This window comes from Ornithinimicrobium sp. F0845, assembly GCF_023015765.1.
Lineage (GTDB): Bacteria > Actinomycetota > Actinomycetes > Actinomycetales > Dermatophilaceae > Ornithinicoccus.
The window spans coordinates 120,181-142,271 of the sequence record NZ_JALKAL010000002.1 but is presented as its reverse complement, the minus strand read 5'-3'; the positions used below and the strand labels follow the sequence as shown (position 1 = coordinate 142,271).

The 22,091-nt window shown below is 71.1% G+C and carries 20 protein-coding genes; 17 read left to right on the top strand and 3 right to left on the bottom strand.

Annotated features, from left to right (window positions below):
- Nucleotides 1–4 precede the first annotated feature (4 nt).
- The gene (locus MWU75_RS03910; protein WP_247088316.1) at nt 5–1,168 is read right to left on the bottom strand and encodes a pyridoxal phosphate-dependent aminotransferase; all 1,164 of its coding nucleotides are present in this window, start codon (nt 1,166–1,168) and stop codon (nt 5–7) included.
- A 227-nt stretch (nt 1,169–1,395) separates the two neighbouring features.
- Here MWU75_RS03910 and rpsB point away from each other — a divergent pair, with 227 nt between their 5' ends.
- From rpsB to rlmN, 7 genes are all read left to right on the top strand, one after another.
- Nucleotides 1,396–2,337, top strand: a complete 942-nt coding sequence (gene rpsB, locus MWU75_RS03905) for a 30S ribosomal protein S2 (RefSeq protein WP_247088314.1) — start codon at nt 1,396–1,398, stop codon at nt 2,335–2,337.
- Between the two features lie 59 nt (nt 2,338–2,396).
- The gene (gene tsf / locus MWU75_RS03900) at nt 2,397–3,224 is read left to right on the top strand and encodes a translation elongation factor Ts (RefSeq protein WP_247088312.1); all 828 of its coding nucleotides are present in this window, start codon (nt 2,397–2,399) and stop codon (nt 3,222–3,224) included.
- Nucleotides 3,225–3,468: 244 nt separating this feature from the next.
- A complete protein-coding gene (pyrH, locus tag MWU75_RS03895; RefSeq protein WP_247088855.1) occupies nt 3,469–4,200 on the top strand; it encodes a UMP kinase in 732 nt (243 codons plus the stop codon).
- Between the two features lie 76 nt (nt 4,201–4,276).
- Entirely contained in the window at nt 4,277–4,834 is a 558-nt protein-coding gene (gene frr, locus MWU75_RS03890; RefSeq protein WP_247088854.1) for a ribosome recycling factor, read from the top strand.
- Between the two features lie 27 nt (nt 4,835–4,861).
- Nucleotides 4,862–5,740, top strand: coding sequence for a phosphatidate cytidylyltransferase (locus tag MWU75_RS03885; RefSeq protein ID WP_247088310.1), 879 nt, complete (start codon nt 4,862–4,864; stop codon nt 5,738–5,740).
- Between the two features lie 64 nt (nt 5,741–5,804).
- Nucleotides 5,805–7,172: an MFS transporter gene (locus MWU75_RS03880; RefSeq protein WP_247088308.1), complete on the top strand. Its 1,368-nt coding sequence runs from the start codon at nt 5,805–5,807 to the stop codon at nt 7,170–7,172.
- Nucleotides 7,173–7,220: 48 nt separating this feature from the next.
- On the top strand, nt 7,221–8,387 hold the full coding sequence (rlmN, locus tag MWU75_RS03875) for a 23S rRNA (adenine(2503)-C(2))-methyltransferase RlmN (protein WP_247088306.1): 1,167 nt from the start codon (nt 7,221–7,223) through the stop codon (nt 8,385–8,387).
- A gap of 95 nt (nt 8,388–8,482) precedes the next feature.
- Here rlmN and MWU75_RS03870 read toward each other — a convergent pair whose 3' ends face one another.
- On the bottom strand, nt 8,483–9,670 hold the full coding sequence (locus MWU75_RS03870; RefSeq protein ID WP_247088304.1) for an LOG family protein: 1,188 nt from the start codon (nt 9,668–9,670) through the stop codon (nt 8,483–8,485).
- Between the two features lie 108 nt (nt 9,671–9,778).
- Between MWU75_RS03870 and MWU75_RS03865 the strand changes: the two genes are divergently transcribed.
- The 5 genes from MWU75_RS03865 (at nt 9,779) to MWU75_RS03845 (ending at nt 14,721) form a co-directional block, all read left to right on the top strand.
- A complete protein-coding gene (locus MWU75_RS03865; RefSeq protein ID WP_247088303.1) occupies nt 9,779–10,906 on the top strand; it encodes an ATP-grasp fold amidoligase family protein in 1,128 nt (375 codons plus the stop codon).
- A gap of 97 nt (nt 10,907–11,003) precedes the next feature.
- Nucleotides 11,004–12,086 carry an ATP-grasp fold amidoligase family protein gene (locus MWU75_RS03860; RefSeq protein WP_247088301.1) on the top strand — a complete coding sequence of 361 codons (1,083 nt, stop codon included), beginning with the start codon at nt 11,004–11,006 and terminating at the stop codon, nt 12,084–12,086.
- 96 nt (nt 12,087–12,182) lie between these two features.
- The gene (locus MWU75_RS03855) at nt 12,183–12,488 is read left to right on the top strand and encodes a hypothetical protein (RefSeq protein WP_247088299.1); all 306 of its coding nucleotides are present in this window, start codon (nt 12,183–12,185) and stop codon (nt 12,486–12,488) included.
- The gene (locus tag MWU75_RS03850) at nt 12,485–13,759 is read left to right on the top strand and encodes a hypothetical protein (RefSeq protein WP_247088297.1); all 1,275 of its coding nucleotides are present in this window, start codon (nt 12,485–12,487) and stop codon (nt 13,757–13,759) included. Before MWU75_RS03855 ends, MWU75_RS03850 begins: the two co-directional genes overlap by 4 nt.
- Nucleotides 13,756–14,721: a hypothetical protein gene (locus MWU75_RS03845; RefSeq protein WP_247088296.1), complete on the top strand. Its 966-nt coding sequence runs from the start codon at nt 13,756–13,758 to the stop codon at nt 14,719–14,721. The genes MWU75_RS03850 and MWU75_RS03845 overlap by 4 nt, the downstream gene beginning before the upstream one ends.
- On the opposite strand, the gene MWU75_RS03840 is transcribed toward MWU75_RS03845, so the two are convergent.
- Nucleotides 14,685–15,830, bottom strand: a complete 1,146-nt coding sequence (locus MWU75_RS03840; protein WP_247088294.1) for a citrate/2-methylcitrate synthase — start codon at nt 15,828–15,830, stop codon at nt 14,685–14,687. The two genes, MWU75_RS03845 and MWU75_RS03840, sit on opposite strands and share 37 nt — an antisense overlap.
- Before the next feature lie 62 nt (nt 15,831–15,892).
- Here MWU75_RS03840 and MWU75_RS03835 point away from each other — a divergent pair, with 62 nt between their 5' ends.
- The 5 genes from MWU75_RS03835 to MWU75_RS03815 all read left to right on the top strand — a co-directional run bounded on the left by MWU75_RS03835 (nt 15,893) and on the right by MWU75_RS03815 (nt 21,818).
- A complete protein-coding gene (locus tag MWU75_RS03835; RefSeq protein ID WP_247088293.1) occupies nt 15,893–17,089 on the top strand; it encodes a citrate/2-methylcitrate synthase in 1,197 nt (398 codons plus the stop codon).
- A 17-nt stretch (nt 17,090–17,106) separates the two neighbouring features.
- Entirely contained in the window at nt 17,107–18,393 is a 1,287-nt protein-coding gene (dxr, locus tag MWU75_RS03830) for a 1-deoxy-D-xylulose-5-phosphate reductoisomerase (protein WP_247088292.1), read from the top strand.
- The gene (locus MWU75_RS03825) at nt 18,390–19,715 is read left to right on the top strand and encodes a site-2 protease family protein (RefSeq protein WP_247088291.1); all 1,326 of its coding nucleotides are present in this window, start codon (nt 18,390–18,392) and stop codon (nt 19,713–19,715) included. The genes dxr and MWU75_RS03825 overlap by 4 nt, the downstream gene beginning before the upstream one ends.
- Before the next feature lie 34 nt (nt 19,716–19,749).
- On the top strand, nt 19,750–20,919 hold the full coding sequence (gene ispG / locus MWU75_RS03820; protein ID WP_247088290.1) for a flavodoxin-dependent (E)-4-hydroxy-3-methylbut-2-enyl-diphosphate synthase: 1,170 nt from the start codon (nt 19,750–19,752) through the stop codon (nt 20,917–20,919).
- 197 nt (nt 20,920–21,116) lie between these two features.
- On the top strand, nt 21,117–21,818 hold the full coding sequence (locus tag MWU75_RS03815) for a uridine kinase (protein WP_247088289.1): 702 nt from the start codon (nt 21,117–21,119) through the stop codon (nt 21,816–21,818).
- The last annotated feature ends 273 nt before the right edge of the window (nt 21,819–22,091 follow it).

Below are 22,091 nucleotides of genomic sequence, written 5' to 3'. Positions count from 1 at the left end.
CTCGTCATCGTGTGCGCAGGCCGGCGAGGCGCCGCGCCCCTTCGCGCAGCACGTCCTCCTGCTTGCAGAAGGCGAAGCGCACGAGCGATGCCACCGGCTCGACGTCGTCACAGAAGGCCGAGACCGGCACCCCCACGACACCCACCTCCTCCGGCATCCGACGGCAGAACTCGACGGCGTCGGTGACGCCCAGGGGAGCGGCGTCCGCGATGACGAAGTAGGTGCCCTGACAGGGCATCACCGGCAGTCCCGCACCGGTCAGCGCCTCGACCAGGATGTCCCGTTTGCCCTGCATCTCGGCCGCGAACCCGGTGAAGAACTCCTCGGGCAGACCCAACCCGTGGGCGATCGCCGGCTGGAACGGACCGGAGCCGACGAAGGTCAGGAACTGCTTCACCGCGCGCACGGCGCCCACCAGCTCGGCCGGGCCGTGGACCCAGCCCACCTTCCAGCCGGTCAGTGAGAACGTCTTGCCGCCGGAGCTGATCGTCAGGGTCCGCTCGGCCATGCCCGGCAGCGTGGCGATCGGGATGTGCGCGGTGCCGTCGAAGGTGAGGTGCTCGTAGACCTCGTCGGAGACGACCACCGCGTCGTGCTCCTGGGCCAGCTCGGCCACCAGCTCCAGCTCAGCCCGGGTGAACACCTTGCCGGTCGGGTTGTGCGGCGTGTTGAGCAGGACCGCCCGGGTCCTTGGCCCGAACGCGGCGCGGAGAGCGGCCTCGTCGACCGCCAGGTCCGGGAAGTGCAGCGGCACCGTGCGGCGGACCCCGCCGGCCAGCGCGATCGAGGCTGCATACGAGTCGTAGAACGGCTCGAAGGTCACCACCTCCTCACCCGGCTCGACCAGCGCCAGGATCGCCGCCGCGATCGCCTCGGTCGCACCTACGGTGACCAGCACCTCGGTGTCGGGGTCGACGTCCATCCCGTAGAACCGCCGCTGGTGCTCCGCCACCGCCCCGCGCAGCACGGGCAGGCCGATGGCGGGCGGATACTGGTTGAGCCCGGAGTCGATCGCCTCCCGCGCGATGTCGAGCAGTTCCTGCGGCCCGTCGGTGTCCGGGAAGCCCTGCCCCAGGTTCACCGCGTCATAGCGCAGGGCGGCCTGCGTCATCTCGGCGAAGATGGTGGTCCCGAAGCCGGTCATCCGCGTGACGAGTGGATTTCGCATGTCCTGCACGGTAGCCGTAAGATGGTCAGCACGTGTGGTGTGCCCGGAGCCGGGTGCGCCGCGCGAATTCGCGCACGAGCCCACCGGCGGACCACCCCGACCTCTCGGTCGACGGCCAGGTATGCCGGGACGCACCTCCGCGGTCCCGTCCCCTCAACGGGGGCCGGGTGGAGGTCGTCGCCCGTGCCAGGACCTAACTGCACCCTAGAAGAAAGCGAGACCACGGCATGGCCGTCGTCACCATGCGCCAGCTCCTGGAGAGCGGCGTCCACTTCGGGCACCAGACCCGTCGTTGGAACCCCAAGATGAAGCGCTTCATCATGACCGAGCGCAACGGCATCTACATCATCGACCTGCAGCAGTCGCTGACCTACCTCAACGAGGCCTACGACTTCGTCAAGCAGACCGTCGCGCACGGCGGCACCATCCTGTTCGTCGGCACCAAGAAGCAGGCCCAGGAGGCCATCGCCGAGCAGGCCACCCGCGTCGGCATGCCCTACGTGAACCACCGCTGGCTGGGCGGCATGCTCACCAACTTCCAGACCGTCTCCAAGCGGCTGAGCCGCCTCAAGGAGCTTGAGGAGATCGACTTCGACAACGTGGCCGGTTCCGGTCACACGAAGAAGGAGCTCCTGATGATGCGCCGCGAGCACGAGAAGCTCGAGCGCGCGCTCGGCGGCATCCGCGACATGGGCAAGGTCCCCTCCGCGGTCTGGGTCGTCGACACCAAGAAGGAGCACCTGGCCGTCACCGAGGCGCGCAAGCTCGGCGTCCCGGTCATCGCGATCCTGGACACGAACTGCGACCCGGATGAGGTCGACTACAAGGTCCCGGGCAACGACGACGCCATCCGCTCGGTCACCCTGCTGACCCGCGTGGTCGCCGACGCCGTCGCCGACGGCCTGATGGCCCGTGCCGGTGGCGGCTCCTCCGAGGAGGGCGCTGGCGAGGCTGAGCCGATGGCCGAGTGGGAGCGCGAGCTCCTCGCCGGCACCGAGGCGACCGAGGCACCGGCAGCGGCTGCGACCGAGGCGCCCGCCGAGGCTGCGACCGAGGCTCCGGCTGCGGCCCCCGCCGAGGCTCCGGCCGAGGCTGTCACCGAGACCCCCGCCGAGACTCCGGCCGCCGAGTCGACCGAGGACCAGGCCGCGCCGGCCGAGCAGGCCTGAGCACCCGGCATACCCAGAACATCCACCGAAGTTCCCTGACGAAGGAGCGAACCCGATCCATGGCGAACTACACCGCCGCTGACATCAAGGCCCTGCGCGAGGCGACGGGCGCCGGCATGATGGACGTCAAGAAGGCCCTGGACGAGGCCGAGGGCGACACCACCAAGGCGACCGAGATCCTGCGGGTCAAGGGCCTGAAGGGCGTCACCAAGCGTGAGGGCCGGTCGGCCTCCAACGGCTTGGTCGCCGCTCACGTCGACGGCAACGTCGGCACCCTGGTCGAGATCAACTGCGAGACCGACTTCGTCGCCAAGGGCGAGAAGTTCGGCGAGCTGGCCGAGCGGGTGCTGGCCCAGGCCGTCGCCACCGGCGCGGCCGACGCCGAGGCGCTGCTGGCCAGCGACCTGGACGGCCAGACCGTCCAGGCCGTCCTGGACGAGGCCAACGCCACCATCGGCGAGAAGATCGAGATCCGTCGTGTCGCCCGTCTCGAGGGCGCCCAGGTCGTGTCCTACCTGCACAAGACCAGCCCCGACCTGCCCGCGCAGATCGGTGTCCTGGTGGCCACCGAGGGCGGCGACGCCCAGGTCGCCCGCGACATCGCGATGCACGTCGCGGCCTTCAGCCCGACCGTGCTGACCCGTGAGGACGTCGCCGAGGAGACCGTCGCCAACGAGCGCCGCATCGCCGAGGAGACCGCTCGGGAGGAGGGCAAGCCGGAGCAGGCGCTGCCCAAGATCGTCGAGGGTCGCGTCAACGGCTACTTCAAGGAGAACGTGCTGCTGGACCAGCCGTTCGCCAAGGACCCCAAGAAGTCCGTCGCGCAGGTCGCCACGGAGGGCGGTGCGGAGGTCACCTCCTTCGCCCGCTTCAAGGTCGGCGTCTGAGCACACCCTGCGGTTCGTATGCCGTGAGGCCGGTTCCCCTTCCGGGAGCCGGCCTCACGGCATACTGCTGTCCAGAGGTCACCTGTCACGGATGCCGGTCGATGCGGCGGAATGGGCCGTGCCCGCCCGGATGTGGCAGGATCGAGCGACCGCAGACATCGCCGGAACTGCAGGAGGCTTCGTGCCAGACAGCCTGACCACCACCCACGAAGTGCTCCCGTCGACCGACCCCGAGCCGCTGGCGGTGACCGCGCCCGAGGGGGCCGATCCGGCTCGACGCGTGCTGCTCAAGCTGTCCGGCGAGGCGTTCGGCGGGGGCAGCGTCGGCCTCGACCCCGACGTCGTCCGGGGGATCGCCCACCAGATCGCCCGCGCTGCCCGCGAGGGCGTGCAGATCGCCTGCGTCATCGGTGGTGGCAACTTCTTCCGCGGTGCCCAGCTGCAGCAGCGGGGCATGGACCGGGCGCGCGCCGACTACATGGGCATGCTCGGCACCGTGATGAACTGCCTGGCTCTGCAGGACTTCCTGGAGAAGGAGGGCGTGCCGACCCGCGTGCAGACGGCGATCGCGATGGGCCAGGTCGCCGAGCCCTACATCCCGCGCCGCGCCATCCGTCACATGGAGAAGGGCCGCGTGGTGATCTTCGGCGCCGGCGCGGGGATGCCGTACTTCTCCACGGACACCGTCTCGGCGCAGCGGGCGCTGGAGATCCACTGCGACGTGGTGCTCATGAGCAAGCACGGTGTGGACGGCGTCTACACCGCGGACCCGCGCACCGATCCTGACGCGGTCAAGCTCGACACACTGACCTACAGCCAGGCGCTGACCAGCAACCTCAAGGTCGTGGATGCGGCAGCCTTCAGCCTCTGCATGGAGAACGGCCTCGACATGCTCGTTTTCGGCATGGGCGGCGAGGACAGCATCACCCGTGCCCTGCGTGGTGAGAAGATCGGAACACTGGTCACCGCCGGCTGACGGCGCCGACCGCCCAGACGAGATCAGCCACGCGCCCCCCGGCGCACGACGAAGGAGCACCACGCAGATGTCCGAGATGATCGAGATGGCCGTCATGGAGGCCGAGGACAAGATGGGCAAGGCCCTCGAGGTTGCCCGCGACGACCTGGCCTCGATCCGGACCGGCCGGGCGCACCCGAGCATGTTCAGCAAGCTGAACGTCGACTACTACGGCGCACCGACGCCGATGCAGCAGCTCGCGTCCTTCCACATCCAGGACGCCCGCACCGTGCTGATCACCCCGTTCGACAAGGGCGCGATGACCAGCATCGAGAAGGTCCTGCGGGAGGGCGACCTGGGCCTCAACCCCAGCAACGACGGCAACGCGATCCGGATCGTCATGCCGCAGCTCACCGAGGAGCGGCGGCGGGAGTACATCAAGCTCGCCCGGACCAAGGGTGAGGACGCCAAGGTCTCCGTGCGCAACATCCGCCGGGCGACCATGGACACCGTCGCCAGGGCGGTCAAGGACGGCGACATCGGCGAGGACGAGGGCACCCGGTCCGAGAAGGAGATCGAGGGGCTCACCAAGAAGTTCGTCGACCAGATCGATGAGGCGCTGAAGCTCAAGGAAGCCGAGCTACTGGAGGTCTGAGCGAGACCCCGCACCCCGAGGAGGGACATGGAGGCCTCGTCGCGCCGCGCCTACCGGGCGCTGCAGCGATCCGGTGCGCCGCCCCCGGCAAAGAAGCCGTCGCGGGCCGGCCGCAACCTCCCCGCGGCCATCGGCGTGGGGGTGGTCCTGGGCGGTGCAGTCATCGCGACCGCGCTCCTGTGGGCTCCGTCGTTCGTCGCGCTGGTGACCGTCGCCATCGTGCTGGCCTCCCTGGAGATGGTCACCGCGCTGCGGGCCGGGCGATTCAACGTCCCCGTGGTGCCGGTGATCGCCGGCGCCGCGCTCGTGCCCGTCGCCTACGCCTATGGCAGCTCGATGCTGATCCTCGGCTACGGCCTGGTCTGCCTGGCGATCCTGCTGTGGCGGGCGGTCGAGGGGCCGGAGCGAGCGATCCGCGACATCGCGGGCGGCGTTCTGATCGTCACCTACGTCCCGCTGCTGGCTGCGTTCGCCGCCCTGATGATCGCCGCGCCCGACGGTGGTCAGCGGATCATCGTCTTCGCCCTGGTGACCACGATGAGTGACACCGGCGGCTACGCGATGGGTGTGCTGAAGGGCAAGCACCCCATGGCGCCCTCGATCAGCCCGAAGAAGTCGTGGGAGGGGTTTGGGGGATCGGTCCTGTTCAGCGTGGTGGCCGGCGCGATCAGCGTCCCGCTGCTGCTCGGTGGGCACTGGTGGGCCGGGGCCCTGCTCGGGCTCCCGGTGGCGGTCTTCGCCACGGTCGGCGACCTCGCCGAGTCCACGATCAAGCGCGACCTGGGCATCAAGGACATGGGCAACCTGCTGCCCGGCCACGGTGGCGTGATGGACCGGCTCGACTCCTTGCTCATCACCGCACCGCTGCTCTGGCTGCTGCTGGGGGTGCTCGTCCCCGTGGCCTAGCCCGAGGGGTTTCGGTGAGGGCGGGACGAGCGACTGCGCACGAGTAGTTTGCTAGCATTGCGGCATGACAGTACCCGTGCCGACGACGACAGCGCGGTCCACGCACGAGCGCTCCGCCGCGGTCCTGGCCGTGGCACTGCTGCTCGTCGAGCTGGTGGCGGCCTGCCAGTCCTACCTGACGGCGACGATCACCCCGCTGATGGCGCAGGACCTGGACGCCCGGGAGGGCTACGGACTGCTGGTGGCCGTGACCCAGGCCGCGATGTTCCTGACCATGCCGCTGGGTGCCGCCCTGTTGTCGCGCTGGCCCGCAGCCCGGATGCTGGCCTGGCTCACCCCCGTCGTCGTGCTCGGGGGTGCCATCAGCGCCGTGGCTCCCGACTTCACGATCTTCCTCGCGGGGCGGGTGCTGGCGGCACTGGCCGCGGGTGCCCTAATGACCGTCTCGCTGTCGGCCCTGGCGACCGCACTGCCCCCGGCGTGGCGACGGATGACCCTGGCGGGCTACGCGCTCGTCTGGCTGGTCGCCTCCCTGGTCGGGCCGGTGTATGCCGGGTGGGCCAGTGCCGTGATCGGCTGGCGGTGGGCGCTGGTCGCCTACCTGCCACTCTTCCTGGCAGCGCGGGCCGTGGTCATCCTGCGGCTGCGTGAGATGGATCGCGCCGAGCAGGGGGACCGGGAGCGGCTGGCCCTGGTGCCCGCGGCGCTGCTGGCCGCCGGGATCACGGCGGTCTCCCTCGCGGGGACCACCTGGGGGCGCAATCTGGTGGCCGGCGTGGGAGTGGTCGTGGTCCTGGCCGCGGCCACCCGGATCCTGCCCACGGGCACCCTAACCCTGGCGCGAGGTCGGCGCCGGCTGATCCTGCTCATCGGGGTGCTGTGCGGTGCCTACTTCGGGGCCCACGCCGTCGTGGCAATCACCGCCCACGACCTGCTGGGCCGAGACGCCGGCTCCCTGGCCGTCCTGCTCGGTGCCGGCGGGGTCGGCTGGGCCGTGCTCGGGATGATCTGCGGGCGGTGGCCCGCCCGCACCACCGGCGGGTACGTCAACCGGGTGACGCTGGGCGCGCTGGTGCTGGCCGGCGGCACCGCCCTGATGGCGGCGGCCGTCCTCCCCGGTGTCCCAGGGGCCTGGACGTTGCTCGTCGCCGGGTGGACGCTCAGCGGTGTTGGTATGGGGCTGTGCTACGTGGACACCCTCAACCGCGGACTGGACACCCCGGTGGTGCCCGACGGGATCGGCACCAGCCAGGCGGCCCAGGCCCTCGTGATGGCCGAGGTGATCGCCACCGCGCTGGCCGGGACGCTCACCGCCTCCGCCCTCGCCTGGATCATGGCGGCACCGGCCGACCGCGCCGTCTACGCCGCCGCGGTCTACGGCATACTCGGCCTGGTCTCGCTCACGCTGGTGCCGCTGGCCCGGCGGACCTGACCGTCACGAAGTGGGCTTTCGGCGCCCGGGCTGGGAGACTGGGGGGCGATGACCACCGAACTGCCCACGCCCAGCACCCGTCCGGCACCTGGCACGCTGACCTTCAGCGCCCCGCGGCGCGGCAAGGCGCCGACGCACCTGGCCGACCTCGACATGGCCGGCCGGCGTGCCTGGCTCGCCGAGCTCGGGCACAAGCCGTTCCGGGCCGACCAGCTCTCCCGGCACTACTTCGAGCGCCTGGTCGCCGACCCGGAGCAGATGACCGACCTGCCCGCCGAGGGACGCGCCGAGTTCGTCACGAGTGTGCTGCCGACGCTGTTCACGCCGGTCCGCACCCTGACGACCGACGACGGGGCGACGGTCAAGCAGGTCCACCGGCTGCACGATGGTGCGATGGTCGAGTCGGTGCTGATGCGGTACCCCGGTCGGGTGACGATGTGCATCTCGAGCCAGGCCGGGTGCGGGATGAACTGCCCGTTCTGCGCGACCGGCCAGGCCGGGCTGACGCGCAACCTGTCGACGGCCGAGATCGTCGAGCAGGTGGTGGCGGCGGCGCGTTACCTGCGTCACGGGGACCTGGCGGGGGGCAACGACGGAGCCGGGTCCACCCAGGAGGCCCTGCGGGTCAGCAACGTCGTCTTCATGGGCATGGGCGAGGCGCTGGCCAACTACCGCAAGGCTGTCGACGCGATCCGTCGGCTGGTGGACCCCTCGCCCGAGGGGCTGGGCATGTCAGCGCGCGGCGTCACGATGTCGACCGTCGGCCTGGTGCCCGCGATCGACAAGCTGGCCCGGGAGGGCATCCCGGTCACCCTGGCGCTGTCGTTGCACGCGCCCGATGACGAGCTGCGTGACGAGCTGGTCCCGATCAACACCCGCTGGAAGGTGGACGAGGCGCTCGACGCAGCCTTCCGCTACTACCAGACGACCGGCCGCCGGGTCAGCATCGAGTACGCACTGATCCGGGACATCAACGACCACGCCTGGCGTGCGGACCTGCTGGGGGAGAAGCTCAACGCCAGGGGCCGCGGGTGGGTGCACGTCAACCCGATCCCGCTCAACCCGACGCCCGGCTCGAAGTGGACGGCCTCACGCCCCGGCGTGGAGCAGCAGTTCGTCGAGCGGCTGCTCGCCCACGGGATCCCGACGACGGTCCGGGACACCCGGGGCTCCGAGATCGACGGGGCGTGCGGGCAGCTCGCCGCGACCGTCTGACCCGGCCCGCGTCGACCGAGCGCGCGGCGGCTGCGCTTCCACACCCCGCCGAGGACGGCGTTGCGCTCCGCGCCCACCCGGGTGCGCAATGGCGGTCAGCCGAGGAGCACCGCCGCCGCCTCGTCCACGGTGTCGACGAGGTGCACCCGCTCGGCCATGGTGCGACCCTCGGCCAGGGCCCGGAGCAGGGGGAAGACCGGCAGATGGTCGGTCCAGTGCTCCCGACCGACCAGCACGACGGGAGGCACTCGGCCGTCCACCTCGTAGTACTGCCGCGTCGCCATCTGGAAGACCTCCTGCACGGTCCCTGCCGCGCCCGGCAGCACCACCAGTCCCTCGGTGCTGTGGTGCAGCAGCAGGTCCTCGCGGAGCGCGTTGCTGAAGAACTTGGCGATCAGGTCGCCGAAGGCGTTCGGCGGCTCGTGGCCGTAGTGCCAGGTCGGGATGCCCAGACTCCGCAGCGGGCGGGGCGCCGGCAGCGTCCCGTGGGCCTGCATCACCACGTCCATCGCGGCCTGGGCCCACGGCCCGATCCCGTCGGCAAAGTGCGGCACCGTGCCGAGGGATGCCAGGGCAGGCGCGAGCTGAGCCTCCTCACGGCACCACGCGCCCAGGTTCGCGGCTTCCATGGCTCCTGGCCCACCCCCGGTCGCCACGACATACCCGGCCTCCGCCAGGACGAAGCCGAGGTGCGCCGCCTCGGCGAACGGCACCGTCCCGCGGGCCAGCGCGTGCCCACCCATCACCCCGACCACCCGGCGCTCGGAGACCGCGTCCACGAGGGCATCGGTCATCGCGTCGTCGTGGATCGCGCGGAGCACCGTGACGTAGGCGTCGTGGCGGATCGTCGAGTCCTGCAGCCAGGCATAGGCGCGTGCGTCCGTGGTCTGCTCGTAGCCGTGCTCGGCCAACCCGTCGTACAGCTCGGCCGCGGTGTAGAGCGTGCCCCGATAGGGCCGCACGGGTGCTGCGGGATCGGCCGGGAAGATGACGGCACCCCCGGTGCGCAAGTGACGGTCGAGCGCAGGGGTCAGCACGCCGCCCAGGACCACGAGACCGGTCAGATCGTCGCGGGCCAGCAGATCGTCCTCGACCTGCGTCAGGTCCAGACCCTGCAACCGTGAGCCCTGCAGCGACGCGCCGGCCTCGAGAAGGGTCTCCAGCGTCTCGAGGTCCCCGATCTCATGGATGAGGCCCGGCATCGGTGTCCGCATCGGCCGGGAGTAGGACACCTCCCGATCGCGGTCGTGCTCACGGCTGCGGTGCTCGGCAGACTCGGGCATGGCTCCGACCCTAGCCCGGGGGAGACTGCTGCGCCGGACTTGTTACGCTCGCCAGTCAGCCGACCCGGCCCCGCTCCGGGCGTGGGGACGAACGACCCGAGGAGGGACATGGGGCTGCGCCGACAGTTCCGACGACTGCCGCCCATCGCCTGGCGGGACGCCCGTCTCGCGGAGCTGCGCCAGAGCGAGCGGAGCCTTCGCAGCCAGCTGCGTGAGCTCCAGGATGGCGCGTCGCGCGACAGTCGGGACCTCGCCCTGGAGCTGAAGCGCGCCCAGCTCCAGCTTGCCACGGTGGTCGGGGAGCGCGACCGGGCGCAGGCCATACTGCGCGATCCCAAGTACACGCCGAGGGAGCCGTCCTGGCACACGCGTGTCGCGGAGCAGACCCGCGTCGGGCGCTACACCGCCCGGAGGGACACCGAGCGGGAGTATCCCCGGTTCCGGCTGGAGGAGAAGCTGCACAACTACGAGCTCGCCCGCAGCTACGGCGTCCCCACCCCGCGGGTGATCGGATCCTGGCCGCGGATCGAGGAGGTGGCCTGGCAGGAGCTGCCCGAGAGCTTCGTGGTCAAGAGCGACCGCGGCTACAGCGGCACCGGCGTGCTGCCGCTGCGCCGGCACGGGGACCGGTTCCGGCTGATCGACTCCGAGGACGAGCTCAGCGTCGACGAGATCGTCAGCCGCTTCCGGCAGGCCCGGCACGTGACCGGTCCCTATTTCGTGGAGGAGCTGCTCCCCGGCACCGGCGCGGTGCTGCCCGACGACATCAAGATCTTCGCCTTCTACGGCGAGGTGGCCGACGTGATGGTCCGGCGGGTCGCCAAGCACGCTGACCTAGCCTCCTTCTCCTACCGGTTCCTGGACGCCGAAGGCACGGACCGTGGTCAGGTCAAGGAGAGACTCCGGCACGACCCAGGCATCGAGGTGCCGCGGGACCTTGGACAGATGGTCGAGGTGTCGCGGGTGCTCTCCACGGCGGTGCCCGTGCCGTGTCTCCGGGTGGACCTGTATCAGGTCCCGGACGGCATGGTGCTCGGCGAGCTGACCTTCCTGCCGGGTTCGTCGGAGACCTACACGGTCGAGCACGACCGTCTGCTGGGCAGGTTGTATGACGAGGCCGAGTCCCGGCTCAACCTCGACTTCGCGCGTGGCCGGCCACACGCGATGGTCTTCGGCCCGCACAGCCGTGACCTGAGCGCGCCCATCGATACCGCCGGTTTCGGGGCGGCGCGCTGAGCGGAAGCGCTCGAATCCCCTCGCGGGCACCTTAGGATCATCAGGCCAGCCACCTGCGGATCGGGAGATGGTCCGCGAGGCACGATGGAGGAGAGACATGGGACTGCGCGCGAGCGTGCGACGCCTGCCCCCGATCGCCTGGAGGGACGCCCGGCTGTTGGAGTTGCGCGACCGTAATCAGGCGTTGCGCAGCGAGGTGGGACGCCTTGAGGAGGAGGCGCGCGAGCTCCGTGAGGCCGTCGCCCAGCGCCCCGGTCAGCCCGCGCCGAAGTACTCACCGAAGGAACCGTCCTGGCACGTGCGGATCATGGAGCAGGCCAGGGTCGGCCGGTTCACAGCACCCGCCGACCGGCAGGCCGAGATCCCGCGCCGGCGGCTTCTCGAGAAGCTGCACAACTATGAGTTGGCCCGTAGCTACGGCGTGGCCACCCCCAGGGTCATCGGCTCGTGGGCCAGCGTCGCAGACGTCCCGTGGGAGGACCTGCCCGAGCGGTTCGTGATCAAGAGCAACCGGGGCTACAACAGCAAGGGCGTCCTGCCGCTGCGCCGGCAGGGCGACACCTTCGCGTTCCTGGACTCAGAGCGGGAGATCTCCTCCGAGGAGATCGTCGAGCACTACGCGACGACCGCGAACGTGCGCGCCCCCTTCTTCGTCGAGGAGGTGCTGCCGGGCACCGGTGCGGTCCTGCCCGACGACATCAAGATCTACGCCTTCTACGGCGAGGTCGCTCTCGTCATGCTCCGCCGGGTCACCGAGCACGCAAAGATCAGCTCGCTGTCCTTCCGCTTCCTGGACGCCGAGGGCGCCGACCTCGGGCAGGTCCGTCAGAAGCACCAGTACGATCCGGACATCGCGGTGCCCAAGGACCTGGCGCACATGGTCGATGTGGCGCGGGTGCTCTCCGCCGCGGTGCCCGTCCCGTTCGTGCGGGCCGACCTCTATCAGGTGCCCGACGGGGTGATGCTCGGCGAGATCACGCCGCTGCCCGGAGGCTCGGAGGGATTCACCCGAGAGTATGACCGGCTCCTGGGCCGGCTGTATGACGAGGCCGAGGGCCGTCTGCACCTCGACTTCGCCCGCGGCCGGCCGTATGCCGTGAACTTCGGCCCGCACAGCCGTGATGTGACGGCCCCCATGAGCGCCATCTCGACCTGGCCGGAGACGAGCCAGACCGAGTAACCTCCGCGCGCCGCGCAGAGGGGTTGTGGACAACTCCGGCGCGGAGCACGCCCTCCGACCTACCGTGTGCCGCACGGCAACGACAAGGGGAGGGCGATGAGCACGTTCGAGGTCGACCCGCGGGCGCTTGACACCGCGGCCACGACGTTCCGGTCCACCGCGGAGGAGCTGCGGCACCTCGCGCACCAGGTCGGTGGGGCGCTGCACCTGGCGGGGAGCGCAGCAGGCTCCGCCGCGCTCGAGTCCAGCGGAGCCGCGGCGGCGCGGATGTGGTCGGGTGGTTTGGAGCAGTATGCCGAGGCGGGGGCGGCCCTGTCCCGCGCCACCGAGCAGGCTGCGTTGCTGTATGACCTGGTCGAGTTCTCCGCCCGTGGCCGGTTCATCCCGGTGGTGCACCCGTGACCGCCCTGGCGACCCGTCCCGAGGACCTGCGGGTCGCGGCGCGCAGGCTGCAGGTCGCGCGGGAGGAGATGGGCGAGCTCGCGACGCGGCTGGTCACCGCTGACACGGTCACCGCCACCACCTGGCAGGGGGCAGCGGCGCTGGGCCACCGCATGGCCACCCAGCGGGTGGTGGCGGCCGTCCGCGACCGCTGCGGTCCCGTGGGGGACTCGGCGGCCGCGCTGGACACTCTCGCGGGGCAGGCGGACCGGGAGCGCGCGATCGTCCACGCGGCACAACGCGAACGTGCCGAGGCCACGGCCGAGCGGCTCCGCCAGATCGGGCTGCTCAACGTGGTGACCGACCCCGGGGAGGTGGCGGCGATCCGCGCGCGGATCATGGCTCTGGAGAGTGTGATCCGCCGTGCCGACGACGCGATCGCCTGGGCCGAGGAGCGTCTCGAGCAGGGCCGGCGCATCGTGGACCGGGTGCTGCGTGACTCCTGGCTCGGTGTCGGGGTGGACGAGCTGGGAGACCTGATCGGTGCCGGTTCCGAGGTGGCTCCGGTGTGGCGTGGCGGTGGACTGGTCGTTGTCGGGACCCGGGTCCTGCTGGCCTCGGTCAGACTGGCCAGGGACCTGGACCCGTTCGCCCGGTTCGCCCTGGAGGCCCGTCTCGCCAAGCTGCTGACCGTGGTGCGCAAGACTCCCATCTTCTTCCTGCTCACGCGCCTGCCCTACCGTTTCGTGGTTCCCCTCGTCGTGATTCATGACGCGTGGCCCGACGTGCGCGACGGCGGTGGGTACGAGGGGTGGCGCGGCTTCACCCTGCGGGTCACCGCCGCGTTGGCGATCCCGGGGAGCGTGGCCATGGTGCTCCCGCACCCGGTCGTTGCCGGCATCGGGGCGGTCACTGTCGGGGCGTACTACCTCGTGAAGGGCGGCTACGCGTTCTACGACCACCGCCTGCTGCTGACACGGGTCGGCCTGGAGGTCTATGAGCGTCGCCACGAGATCATCCGTGTCGCACGGAAGGTCCTGCAGCCCACCGAGGCCTTTCCGCTCGGGCCGCTGGGACCGATGTACCCGTTGCTGCCGAACGCGCGCGACCTGCTCTCGGACCTGCCCCGGCTGGAGGAGCTCTCCCGCTACCTGCCGCCCTGGGGTCACTTCATGCCGCTGGTCCAGGCGCCCATCGAGGCGGGTCCGCGGCTGCCCGCCATCCCGCCCCCCTCCCTCGGCGTCGTCGGTGCGGGCATCGTCCTGCCCCGTCTGATCAGGCTCTTCCGGTGAGCGACGACGAGGGGGCGACCAAGCTCGACCGTGCGGGCGGTCCAGGCGCCGCCGGCCACCACCAGCACGATCCGGAGGTGCCACCGCTGCGGCCCCTGCTCGTCCTGACCGAGGAGGAACTGCTCGTCCTGACCGACGGCGAGCTCGGCGCCGTGCCCTCCCGTATCGAGGTGCCGACCGACCAGGGCGCTGCGGAGCTGGTGCGCACGGTGGCGACCCGCACCCTGATGGCCCGGGGGCTGATCACTCCTGGCGACTCCGGACAGCGGTCTCCCGTCGTGCCGTCCGGTCCGGGGTCGCACGGTCCTGGGTCGGCCGGTGTGGACCAGGACGGTGAGGGCATCCCCTGGGACGCCACCGAGCCGCTGGGCCTCTCGCTCAGCCTGCGGGCTCTCGCGCCCGTGGTCGTGGTTCTCCAGCGCGTCCTGGGACCCCTGGAGTCCGAGCAGCAGCCGGGCCGCCCGCCTGAGTCAACCCTCGCGGTCCGCTACCTGCACCTGCACGCCGAGGTGGCGGTGATCGAGGACGTGACCCCGGACGGGATGCACGGCCTGCTGACCGTCTTTCCGGACCGCTACGCCGAGGCGGTGGCCGACTTCATCCGGCCGAAGGACGCGGTGGCGGGATCTGGCGGGGTGCGCACCCTGAGCGACCAGGCTGCGGCTGACGGGCTCGGGGGCGGCTCGGTCCTCGGGCTGCTCGCCGAGTTGGGGCACCCCACGGTGCTCGTCGAGGTCGCTCTCCTCCGTGCCTGGTTCGGCGGGCCCTCGGAACAGGATCCGGTCCAGCTGATGCTCGCCCTGGGGCCGAGCGGCACATTCTGGTCGGAGGACTCGCGCACCTACCACCCGATCGACCCCGACCGGGCCATCAGCGAGCTGCTCGCGCGGGCCCTGGCGGGGGAGCCGGGCCGCCCATGGACACCTCAGGGCAGCGGCGCCGGGGCGGGAGGGCCGACGTAACGGGCCGCCGGCCGGAAGATCCTGGTCTCGCCCGACTGCTCCAGGATGTGGGCACCCCAGCCGACCACCCGGGCGGTGGCGAAGGTCGGGGTGAACATCTCCCGCGGCACACCGCACTGCTCCATGACCACGCCCGCGTAGTACTCCACGTTGGTGTGCAGTTCCCGGCCCGGCTTGAGCTCGGCCAGGGCGGCGATCACCTCCTGCTCGACCAGGACGGCGAGGTCGACGAGCGGCCCGCCGAGATCCTGGGCGATCTCGCGCAGCATGGCTGCCCGCGGGTCCATCGTGCGGTAGACCGCGTGGCCGAACCCCATGATCCGCTCGCTGCGCGCGACCTTCTCCCGGACCCACTCGCGTGCCCGGTCAGCCGACCCGATCTCGTCCAGTGAGTCCAGCGCCCGGTCCGGGGCACCGCCGTGCAGCGGCCCGGCAAAGGTGCCGATCGCGGCGCAGCACGCGGACGCGACGTCCGAGCCGGCAGAGGTGACCACGCGTGCCGCGAAGGTCGAGGCGCTGAACCCGTGATCGATGGTCGAGGTGAGGTATGTCGCGAGAGCGGCCCGGTGCTCGGGTGCCGGCTCGCGTCCGGTCACCATCCACAGCCAGTTCCCGGCCGCGCCCAGCTCCGGACGGCCCGGCACCGGGTCGGCACCGGAGCGGAGGCGGTGCAACGCCGCCTGGATGACGGGCAGCGCCCCGACCAGCCGCACGACGTCGCCGCGCACCTGTGCGCGGGAGGCGGCGTAGACGGGGCCGAACCCCTCCAGCGCCCCCAAGTGGGAGATGGCGGTGCGCAGGCGGGTCAGGGCCGCCCGGTCCGCACCGGAGCGGGCGATGGTGGGCAGGACGTCGACGAGCTCGTCCGGCAGCACCGAGGCGCGAGCCAGGTCCTGCTGCAGCGCTGCGGACTGCTCCGGCGAGGGGAGGGTGCCCTCCAGCATCAGGTGGGTGACGTCCTCGAAGGTGCGGGTGCGCGCGAGCTCGATGGCCGAGTACTCCCTGAAGTGGTAGAAGCCTTCCTGGCCGCGCACGTCGCCTGTGCGGGTGTCTGCTACCACGACGCCCTTCAGGCCCGCGGGGGCGATGGTCTGCTGGGTCTGGATCATGCTGCGAGCGTGACCTAGGATTGATCAGCGTGTCAACGTTGATTCCGTCAAGGTAGGGAGCGATGACCGGTGAACTGACCACCGCTGCGGTGGCGGACTACCTGGGCGTCAAGATCCAGACGGTGTATGCCTACGTCAGCCGCGGCGTACTCGCGCCGGTCCGGCGAGAGGCCGGGACCGGGAGCCTGTTCCGTCTCGAGGACGTCCAGTCACTGGTCGGCTCCGGCCGCTCCGGGCGGCGGCGCAGGCCCACGGTGAGCGACGACGTCCGCACCACGATCACCGAGGTGTCCGCCGGTGGCCTGGCCTACCGGGGTCACGACGTGCTGGATCTGGCGGAGACGGCCTCGTTCGAGCAGGTCCGGGTGCTGCTCACGGGCCAGGCTGGTAGTGACGGGGTCCCGACCGCAGAGGAGCAGGACGCGCTGCGGGGTCTCGTCGGCGCTCTCCCGGTGGGGACGGCCCCCCTCGACAGGTTCAAGCACGCGGTCCTGGTCGGTGCGGCGACGGATGTCGGCCGGCACGACCGGAGCCCGTCCGCAGTGGCGCACGCCGGCCGCCGCTCGGCCTGGCTGATGGCGCTCACGCTGCCCGGTGCTCGGATCGCGCCGGAGGCCGCACCTACCCTGGCGGCCACCCTCGCGACGGCGCTGCAGCCCTGCCCGGCCGGACTCCTGGATGCCGTGCTCGTGGTGCTCGCCGACCATGACCTGGCGGTGTCGACGACCGCCGTCCGGGTGGCTGTGTCGTCCGGGGCCGATGCCTACAGCGCCCTGCTCGCCGGGCTGGCCGCCGCCGACAGCCCGCAGCACATGGTGGCACCGGTGCGTGCGGTCGACTGGCTGGAGCGGGCGGTGCACGCTCCGCAGGAGACCCTCGACGTGGCCCTGGCGGGCGAGCAACCCCCGCCGGGCTTCGGCCACCTGGTCTACACCGACCAGGACCCGCGGGCCCAGTTGCTGCTGGACCGTCTCGGGGAGGACGTCCCACCGCAGGAGCTGGCGGCGCTCCGACTGGTCGAGGAGGAGCTCCTCGTGCGCCGTGGGTGGGTGCTCAACGTCGACCTCGCCCTCGCGCTACTGGTCCGGGCCCACCGGGTGCCGCGCCACGCCGGGCCGGTGCTGTTCGCCTGCGCCCGCACCGCCGGGTGGGCGGCGCACGCGATCGAAGAGCTGCAGGAACCGGGCATGCGCTTCCGGCTCCGTGGCGTCTACAGCGGCCGGCGGCACGCGGGGCAGGGTGAGATCGACCGCGGCTGACGGGCCACAATGGGGGCGTGAGCCCGCCCCGCACCCTGACCCTGCTCGGATCCACCGGCTCGATCGGCACCCAGGCCGAGCAGGTCGTCCTGGCCAACCCGGGGGCGTTCACGGTCCGCGCGATCAGCGCCGGGGGGACCGACCCGACCCAGCTGGCCCGGCAGGCCGTGGCGCTGGGGGTCGAGCAGGTGGCGATCGCCCGCGACGAGGTGGCGGACACACTCCGGTCGACGATCGTCGACCTGGTCGGTCCCGGCGGGCGCGTCCCGGAGATCCTCACCGGCCCCGGGGCCGCCGTGGAGGTCGCCGGGAACGGTGCCGACGTGGTGCTCAACGGCATCACCGGGAGCATCGGCCTGCGCCCCACGCTCGCCGCGCTGGCCGCGGGCAGCACCCTCGCGCTGGCCAACAAGGAGTCGCTCATCGTCGGAGGGCCGGTGGTCACCGCGGCGGCCGCACCCGGGCAGATCGTCCCTGTCGACTCCGAGCACAGCGCGATCGCCCAGTGCCTGCGCTCCGGGAGGTCCGAGGAGGTCCGACGCCTGGTGCTCACGGCCAGCGGCGGTCCGTTTCGCGGCCGCCAGCGGGCAGAACTGGCTGAGGTCACTCCCGCCCAGGCGCTCAAGCACCCCAACTTCGCCATGGGCAGGGTCGTGACCACCAACTCGGCCACCCTGGTCAACAAGGGACTGGAGGTTATCGAGGCTCACCTGCTCTTCGGCATACCCTTCGAGGGCATCGAGGTCGTGGTCCACCCGCAGCAGCAGATCCACTCGATGGTGGAGTTCCACGACGGCTCCACGATCGCCCAGGCCGGGCCCCCTCGGATGCTGGTCCCCATCGCGCTGGGGCTCTCCTGGCCGGACCGGTTGGCCGACGTGGACGCCCCCTGCGACTGGAGCACGACCAGCACCTGGGAGTTCCACCCGCTGGACGATGAGGCGTTCCCGGCGGTGCGTCTGGCCCGTGCGGTCGGTGAGGCCGGCGGCACCCACCCCGCCGTCTACAACGCGGCCAATGAGATCTGCGTCGATGCCTTCCACGACGGCACCATCGGGTTCCTCGACATCGTGGACACGGTGGCACGCGTGGTGCGCGCCCACGAGGCGGGGGAGGGGCCGCAGCACGGTGCCGACTCCGGCGCCGGAGACAGTTCCAGGGGTCGAGCGGCGGTAGAATCAGGAGCCCAGGGGAACGAATCCCCGGTGTTGTCGGTTGATGACGTGTTGGCCGCCGACCAGTGGGCCAGAGCGCGTGCGCGCGAGATGATCGACCAGTTGCCTGAGGAAGTGAGCCAGCCATGATGTACCTGCTCGGGGTGCTGCTGATGGCTCTGGGCGTCGCTCTGTCCATCGCGCTGCACGAGATCGGCCACCTCGTGCCCGCCAAGAAGTTCGGCGTCAAGGTGACCCAGTACATGGTCGGCTTCGGACCCACCGTCTGGTCCCGGCGCCGCGGGGAGACCGAGTACGGCCTGAAGGCAATCCCCCTGGGCGGCTACGTCCGGATGATCGGCATGTTCCCCCCGCGTCCCCAGGACGAGGGCAAGCTCCGCGCCTCCTCGACGGGCCGGTTCAGCCAGATGGCCGACCAGGCGCGTGCCGAGTCGATGGAGGAGATCGGCCCCGGCGACGAGAACCGCGTCTTCTACAAGCTGCCGGTGTGGAAGCGCATCGTCGTCATGTTCGGCGGCCCCCTGATGAACCTGGTGATCGCCGCGGTGCTGCTCACCGGCATACTCGTCATCGCGGGCCTGCCCACCGGCACGGCCAAGATCTCCGCGGTCAGCGAGTGCGCGCCCACCGACGTGACGGTCACCGACTGCACGGGCGAGCCGGCCTCCCCTGCCGTGGCAGCCGGCCTGCAGGTCGGGGACGTCATCACCGAGGTCAACGGGGTGCCCGTCGCCACCTGGAGCGAAGCGACCTACCAGATCCAGAACTCGCCCGAGCAGGCCCAGTTCACGGTCGTCCGCGACGGGCAGGAGGTCCCGCTGTCCGCGACGCTGGTGGAGCGGGACCGGCCGGTGTTCAACGCGGACGGCAGCGTGCAGCTGGACGCCGCCGGGGAGCCGGTCCTGGAGCCACGCCGGTTCTTCGGGGCCAGCGGCTCCGTCGAGTATGTCGCGCAGCCGATCACCGAGGCCCCCGCCTTCGTCGGTGGTGCCGTCGTCGACACCGCCCGGATCTTCCTCAAGCTCCCGGAGAAGCTGGTCGGCGTCTACAACGCCGCCTTCGGCGACCAGGAGCGGGACGTGGAGAGCCCCATGTCCGTGGTCGGGGTGGGCCGCGTCGCCGGTGAGGTGACCGACGGGTCGCTGGGTGTGCTGACCGACTCGGTCGAGGGCAAGGCGGTGATGTTGCTCTCGCTGCTCGCCTCGCTGAACATCGCCCTGTTCGTCTTCAACATGGTGCCGCTGCTGCCGTTGGACGGCGGTCACATCGCTGGGGCCCTGTGGGAGGGTGTCAAGAAGACCTGGGCGCGCCTGCGCGGTCTGCCCGAGCCCCACCCCGTCGACATCGCCAAGGCGCTGCCGGTGGCCTACACCGTCGCGGTCGCCCTGATCGGCATGACCCTGCTGCTCGTCTACGCCGACCTCGTCAACCCCGTCCGGCTCGCCGGATGATGCTGTCCGGCTTGACCAAGGAGATACTGAACACATGACAGGCACCCCGATCGCCCTCGGCATGCCCGCCGCACCCCCACCGGTCCTGGCCCCCCGACGCCCGACCCGCAAGATCCGGGTCGGCAAGGTCGAGGTGGGCGGTGACGCGCCGATCTCGGTGCAGTCCATGACGACGACACCGACGACCGACATCAACTCGACCCTGCAGCAGATCGCCGAGCTGACCGCGACCGGGTGCGACATCGTGCGGGTCGCCTGCCCGAGCCAGGACGACGCGGAGGCGCTACCTGCCATCGCGCGCAAGTCGCAGATCCCGGTGATCGCCGACATCCACTTCCAGCCGAAGTACGTCTTCGCCGCCATCGACGCGGGGTGCGCCGCCGTGCGGGTCAACCCGGGCAACATCCGCAAGTTCGACGACCAGGTCAAGGAGATCGCCAGGGCGGCCAAGGACGCGGGCGTCTCGATCCGGATCGGTGTCAACGCGGGGTCCCTGGACAAGCGGGTGATGGAGAAGTACGGCAAGGCCACCCCCGAGGCGCTCGTGGAGTCCGCGGTCTGGGAGGCCTCGCTGTTCGAGGAGCACGACTTCCACGACTTCAAGATCTCCGTCAAGCACAACGACCCGGTCGTGATGGTGCGTGCCTACGAGCTGCTCTCCGAGCGGGGCGACTGGCCGCTGCACCTCGGCGTGACCGAGGCGGGCCCGGCCTTCCAGGGCACCATCAAGTCCGCCACGGCCTTCGGTGCGCTGCTCTCCCAGGGCATCGGGGACACCATCCGGGTCTCCCTGTCGGCGCCCCCGGTGGAGGAGGTCAAGGTCGGCAACCAGATCCTGCAGAGCCTCAACCTGCGGCCCCGGAAGCTGGAGATCGTCTCCTGCCCGTCGTGCGGCCGCGCGCAGGTCGACGTCTACACCCTGGCCGACGAGGTGACCGCCGGGCTGGAGGGCCTGGAGGTCCCGCTCCGCGTCGCCGTCATGGGCTGCGTCGTCAACGGACCGGGTGAGGCCCGTGAGGCGGACCTCGGCGTCGCCTCCGGCAACGGCAAGGGCCAGATCTTCGTCAAGGGCGAGGTCATCAAGACCGTCCCCGAGAGCCAGATCGTCGAGACCCTCATCGAGGAGGCCATGCGGATCGCCGAGGAGATGGGCGAGCCCGTGGATGGACAGGCCGGCGGCACACCGTCGGTGACCGTCGGCTGACGAGCCCCCCACCGACCGGACGCGCGGAGCTGCGCCCAAACCCCCAACCGAGCGTGCGGAGTTGCGCCCAACCCCCCGACCGGACGTGCGGAGCAGAGCCCAAACCTCCGACCGGACGCGTCGAGTTGCGCTGTTCTGGGGGACCGAACGCGTGGTGACGGGACCAGGATGAGCCGGCGCCCCGGCATACTGCTCGGGTGACTGCCGGATTCCTGCCCGTGCGCCAGCTCGTCCTGGTCGACCTGCTGGCGATGATGCTCGCGATCCGGCCCGGTGAGCGGGCACTCATCGCGATCGACGGGGTGGACGGGGCGGGCAAGACCCGGCTGGCCAGCGAGCTGGTGGCTCTCGCGCCGCACGTTGCTGGCCGTGAGGTGCACCGCGTATCGATCGACGGGTTCCACCACCCTCGGGCACTCCGACATGCGCGGGGGAGTGGACCCGAGACGTTCTATCGGGACTCCTTCGACTACGAGGCCTTCCTCGCGGGGGTGGTCCGGCCGTTCCGGGCGGGCCGCGAGATCGTGCCGGCGGTGCACGACGCGGAGGCGGACGAGGCCGTGTATCCGGACCCGGTCGAGCTGGCCGAGGACGCGGTGCTGCTCGTCGACGGCATCTTCCTGCGCAGGCCGGAGCTGGCGGCGGTCTGGGATGCGACGCTGATGCTGTTGGTCCCGTTGTCGGTCTCCGTGCCGCGGGGCAATGCGCGCTCGGCGCACCTGGCGGGCCACGACGACCCGGCCGACCCGGTGAATGCCCGGTACGTCGGTGGGCAGCGGCTCTATCTGCAGCAGGCGCGGCTGCACCCACCGACGTGGATCCTGGACAACGCTGACCTGCAGCGCCCGGTCCTCATCGACCCCGATCCCGAGGACCCCCAGTGGCTCGACCTGCCGTGACCTGAGGTTCTCCCTCCCCGGCAGTATGCCGTGAGGCGGGCGTGCGGGGACGTGGCCGGCGGCGCGTGGCTGGCTGGTGCGGGAGGGTGCGGGCCCCTCCTCACGACGAGAGGGAGACCCGGCCGCTCGGTGCGGACCGAATCTCCCTCTCGTCGGCTTAGGTCTGGCGGGTCCTCCCTACTACTGGTGGAGGGCCTGCAAGACCACTCGGATGGTTGGGGACGTGCAAGACCACTCGGAAAATGCGGGAGGGACGTGCAAGACCACTCGGAA

Coding starts and splice junctions, on each gene's coding strand:
- MWU75_RS03910 (WP_247088316.1), bottom strand. CDS start 1,168: ATGCGAAATCCACTCGTCACGCGGATGACCGGCTTCGGGACCACCATC.
- rpsB (WP_247088314.1), top strand. CDS start 1,396: ATGGCCGTCGTCACCATGCGCCAGCTCCTGGAGAGCGGCGTCCACTTC.
- tsf (WP_247088312.1), top strand. CDS start 2,397: ATGGCGAACTACACCGCCGCTGACATCAAGGCCCTGCGCGAGGCGACG.
- frr (WP_247088854.1), top strand. CDS start 4,277: ATGATCGAGATGGCCGTCATGGAGGCCGAGGACAAGATGGGCAAGGCC.
- MWU75_RS03885 (WP_247088310.1), top strand. CDS start 4,862: ATGGAGGCCTCGTCGCGCCGCGCCTACCGGGCGCTGCAGCGATCCGGT.
- MWU75_RS03880 (WP_247088308.1), top strand. CDS start 5,805: ATGACAGTACCCGTGCCGACGACGACAGCGCGGTCCACGCACGAGCGC.
- rlmN (WP_247088306.1), top strand. CDS start 7,221: ATGACCACCGAACTGCCCACGCCCAGCACCCGTCCGGCACCTGGCACG.
- MWU75_RS03870 (WP_247088304.1), bottom strand. CDS start 9,670: ATGCCCGAGTCTGCCGAGCACCGCAGCCGTGAGCACGACCGCGATCGG.
- MWU75_RS03865 (WP_247088303.1), top strand. CDS start 9,779: ATGGGGCTGCGCCGACAGTTCCGACGACTGCCGCCCATCGCCTGGCGG.
- MWU75_RS03860 (WP_247088301.1), top strand. CDS start 11,004: ATGGGACTGCGCGCGAGCGTGCGACGCCTGCCCCCGATCGCCTGGAGG.
- MWU75_RS03855 (WP_247088299.1), top strand. CDS start 12,183: ATGAGCACGTTCGAGGTCGACCCGCGGGCGCTTGACACCGCGGCCACG.
- MWU75_RS03840 (WP_247088294.1), bottom strand. CDS start 15,830: ATGATCCAGACCCAGCAGACCATCGCCCCCGCGGGCCTGAAGGGCGTC.
- MWU75_RS03835 (WP_247088293.1), top strand. CDS start 15,893: ATGACCGGTGAACTGACCACCGCTGCGGTGGCGGACTACCTGGGCGTC.
- MWU75_RS03825 (WP_247088291.1), top strand. CDS start 18,390: ATGATGTACCTGCTCGGGGTGCTGCTGATGGCTCTGGGCGTCGCTCTG.
- ispG (WP_247088290.1), top strand. CDS start 19,750: ATGACAGGCACCCCGATCGCCCTCGGCATGCCCGCCGCACCCCCACCG.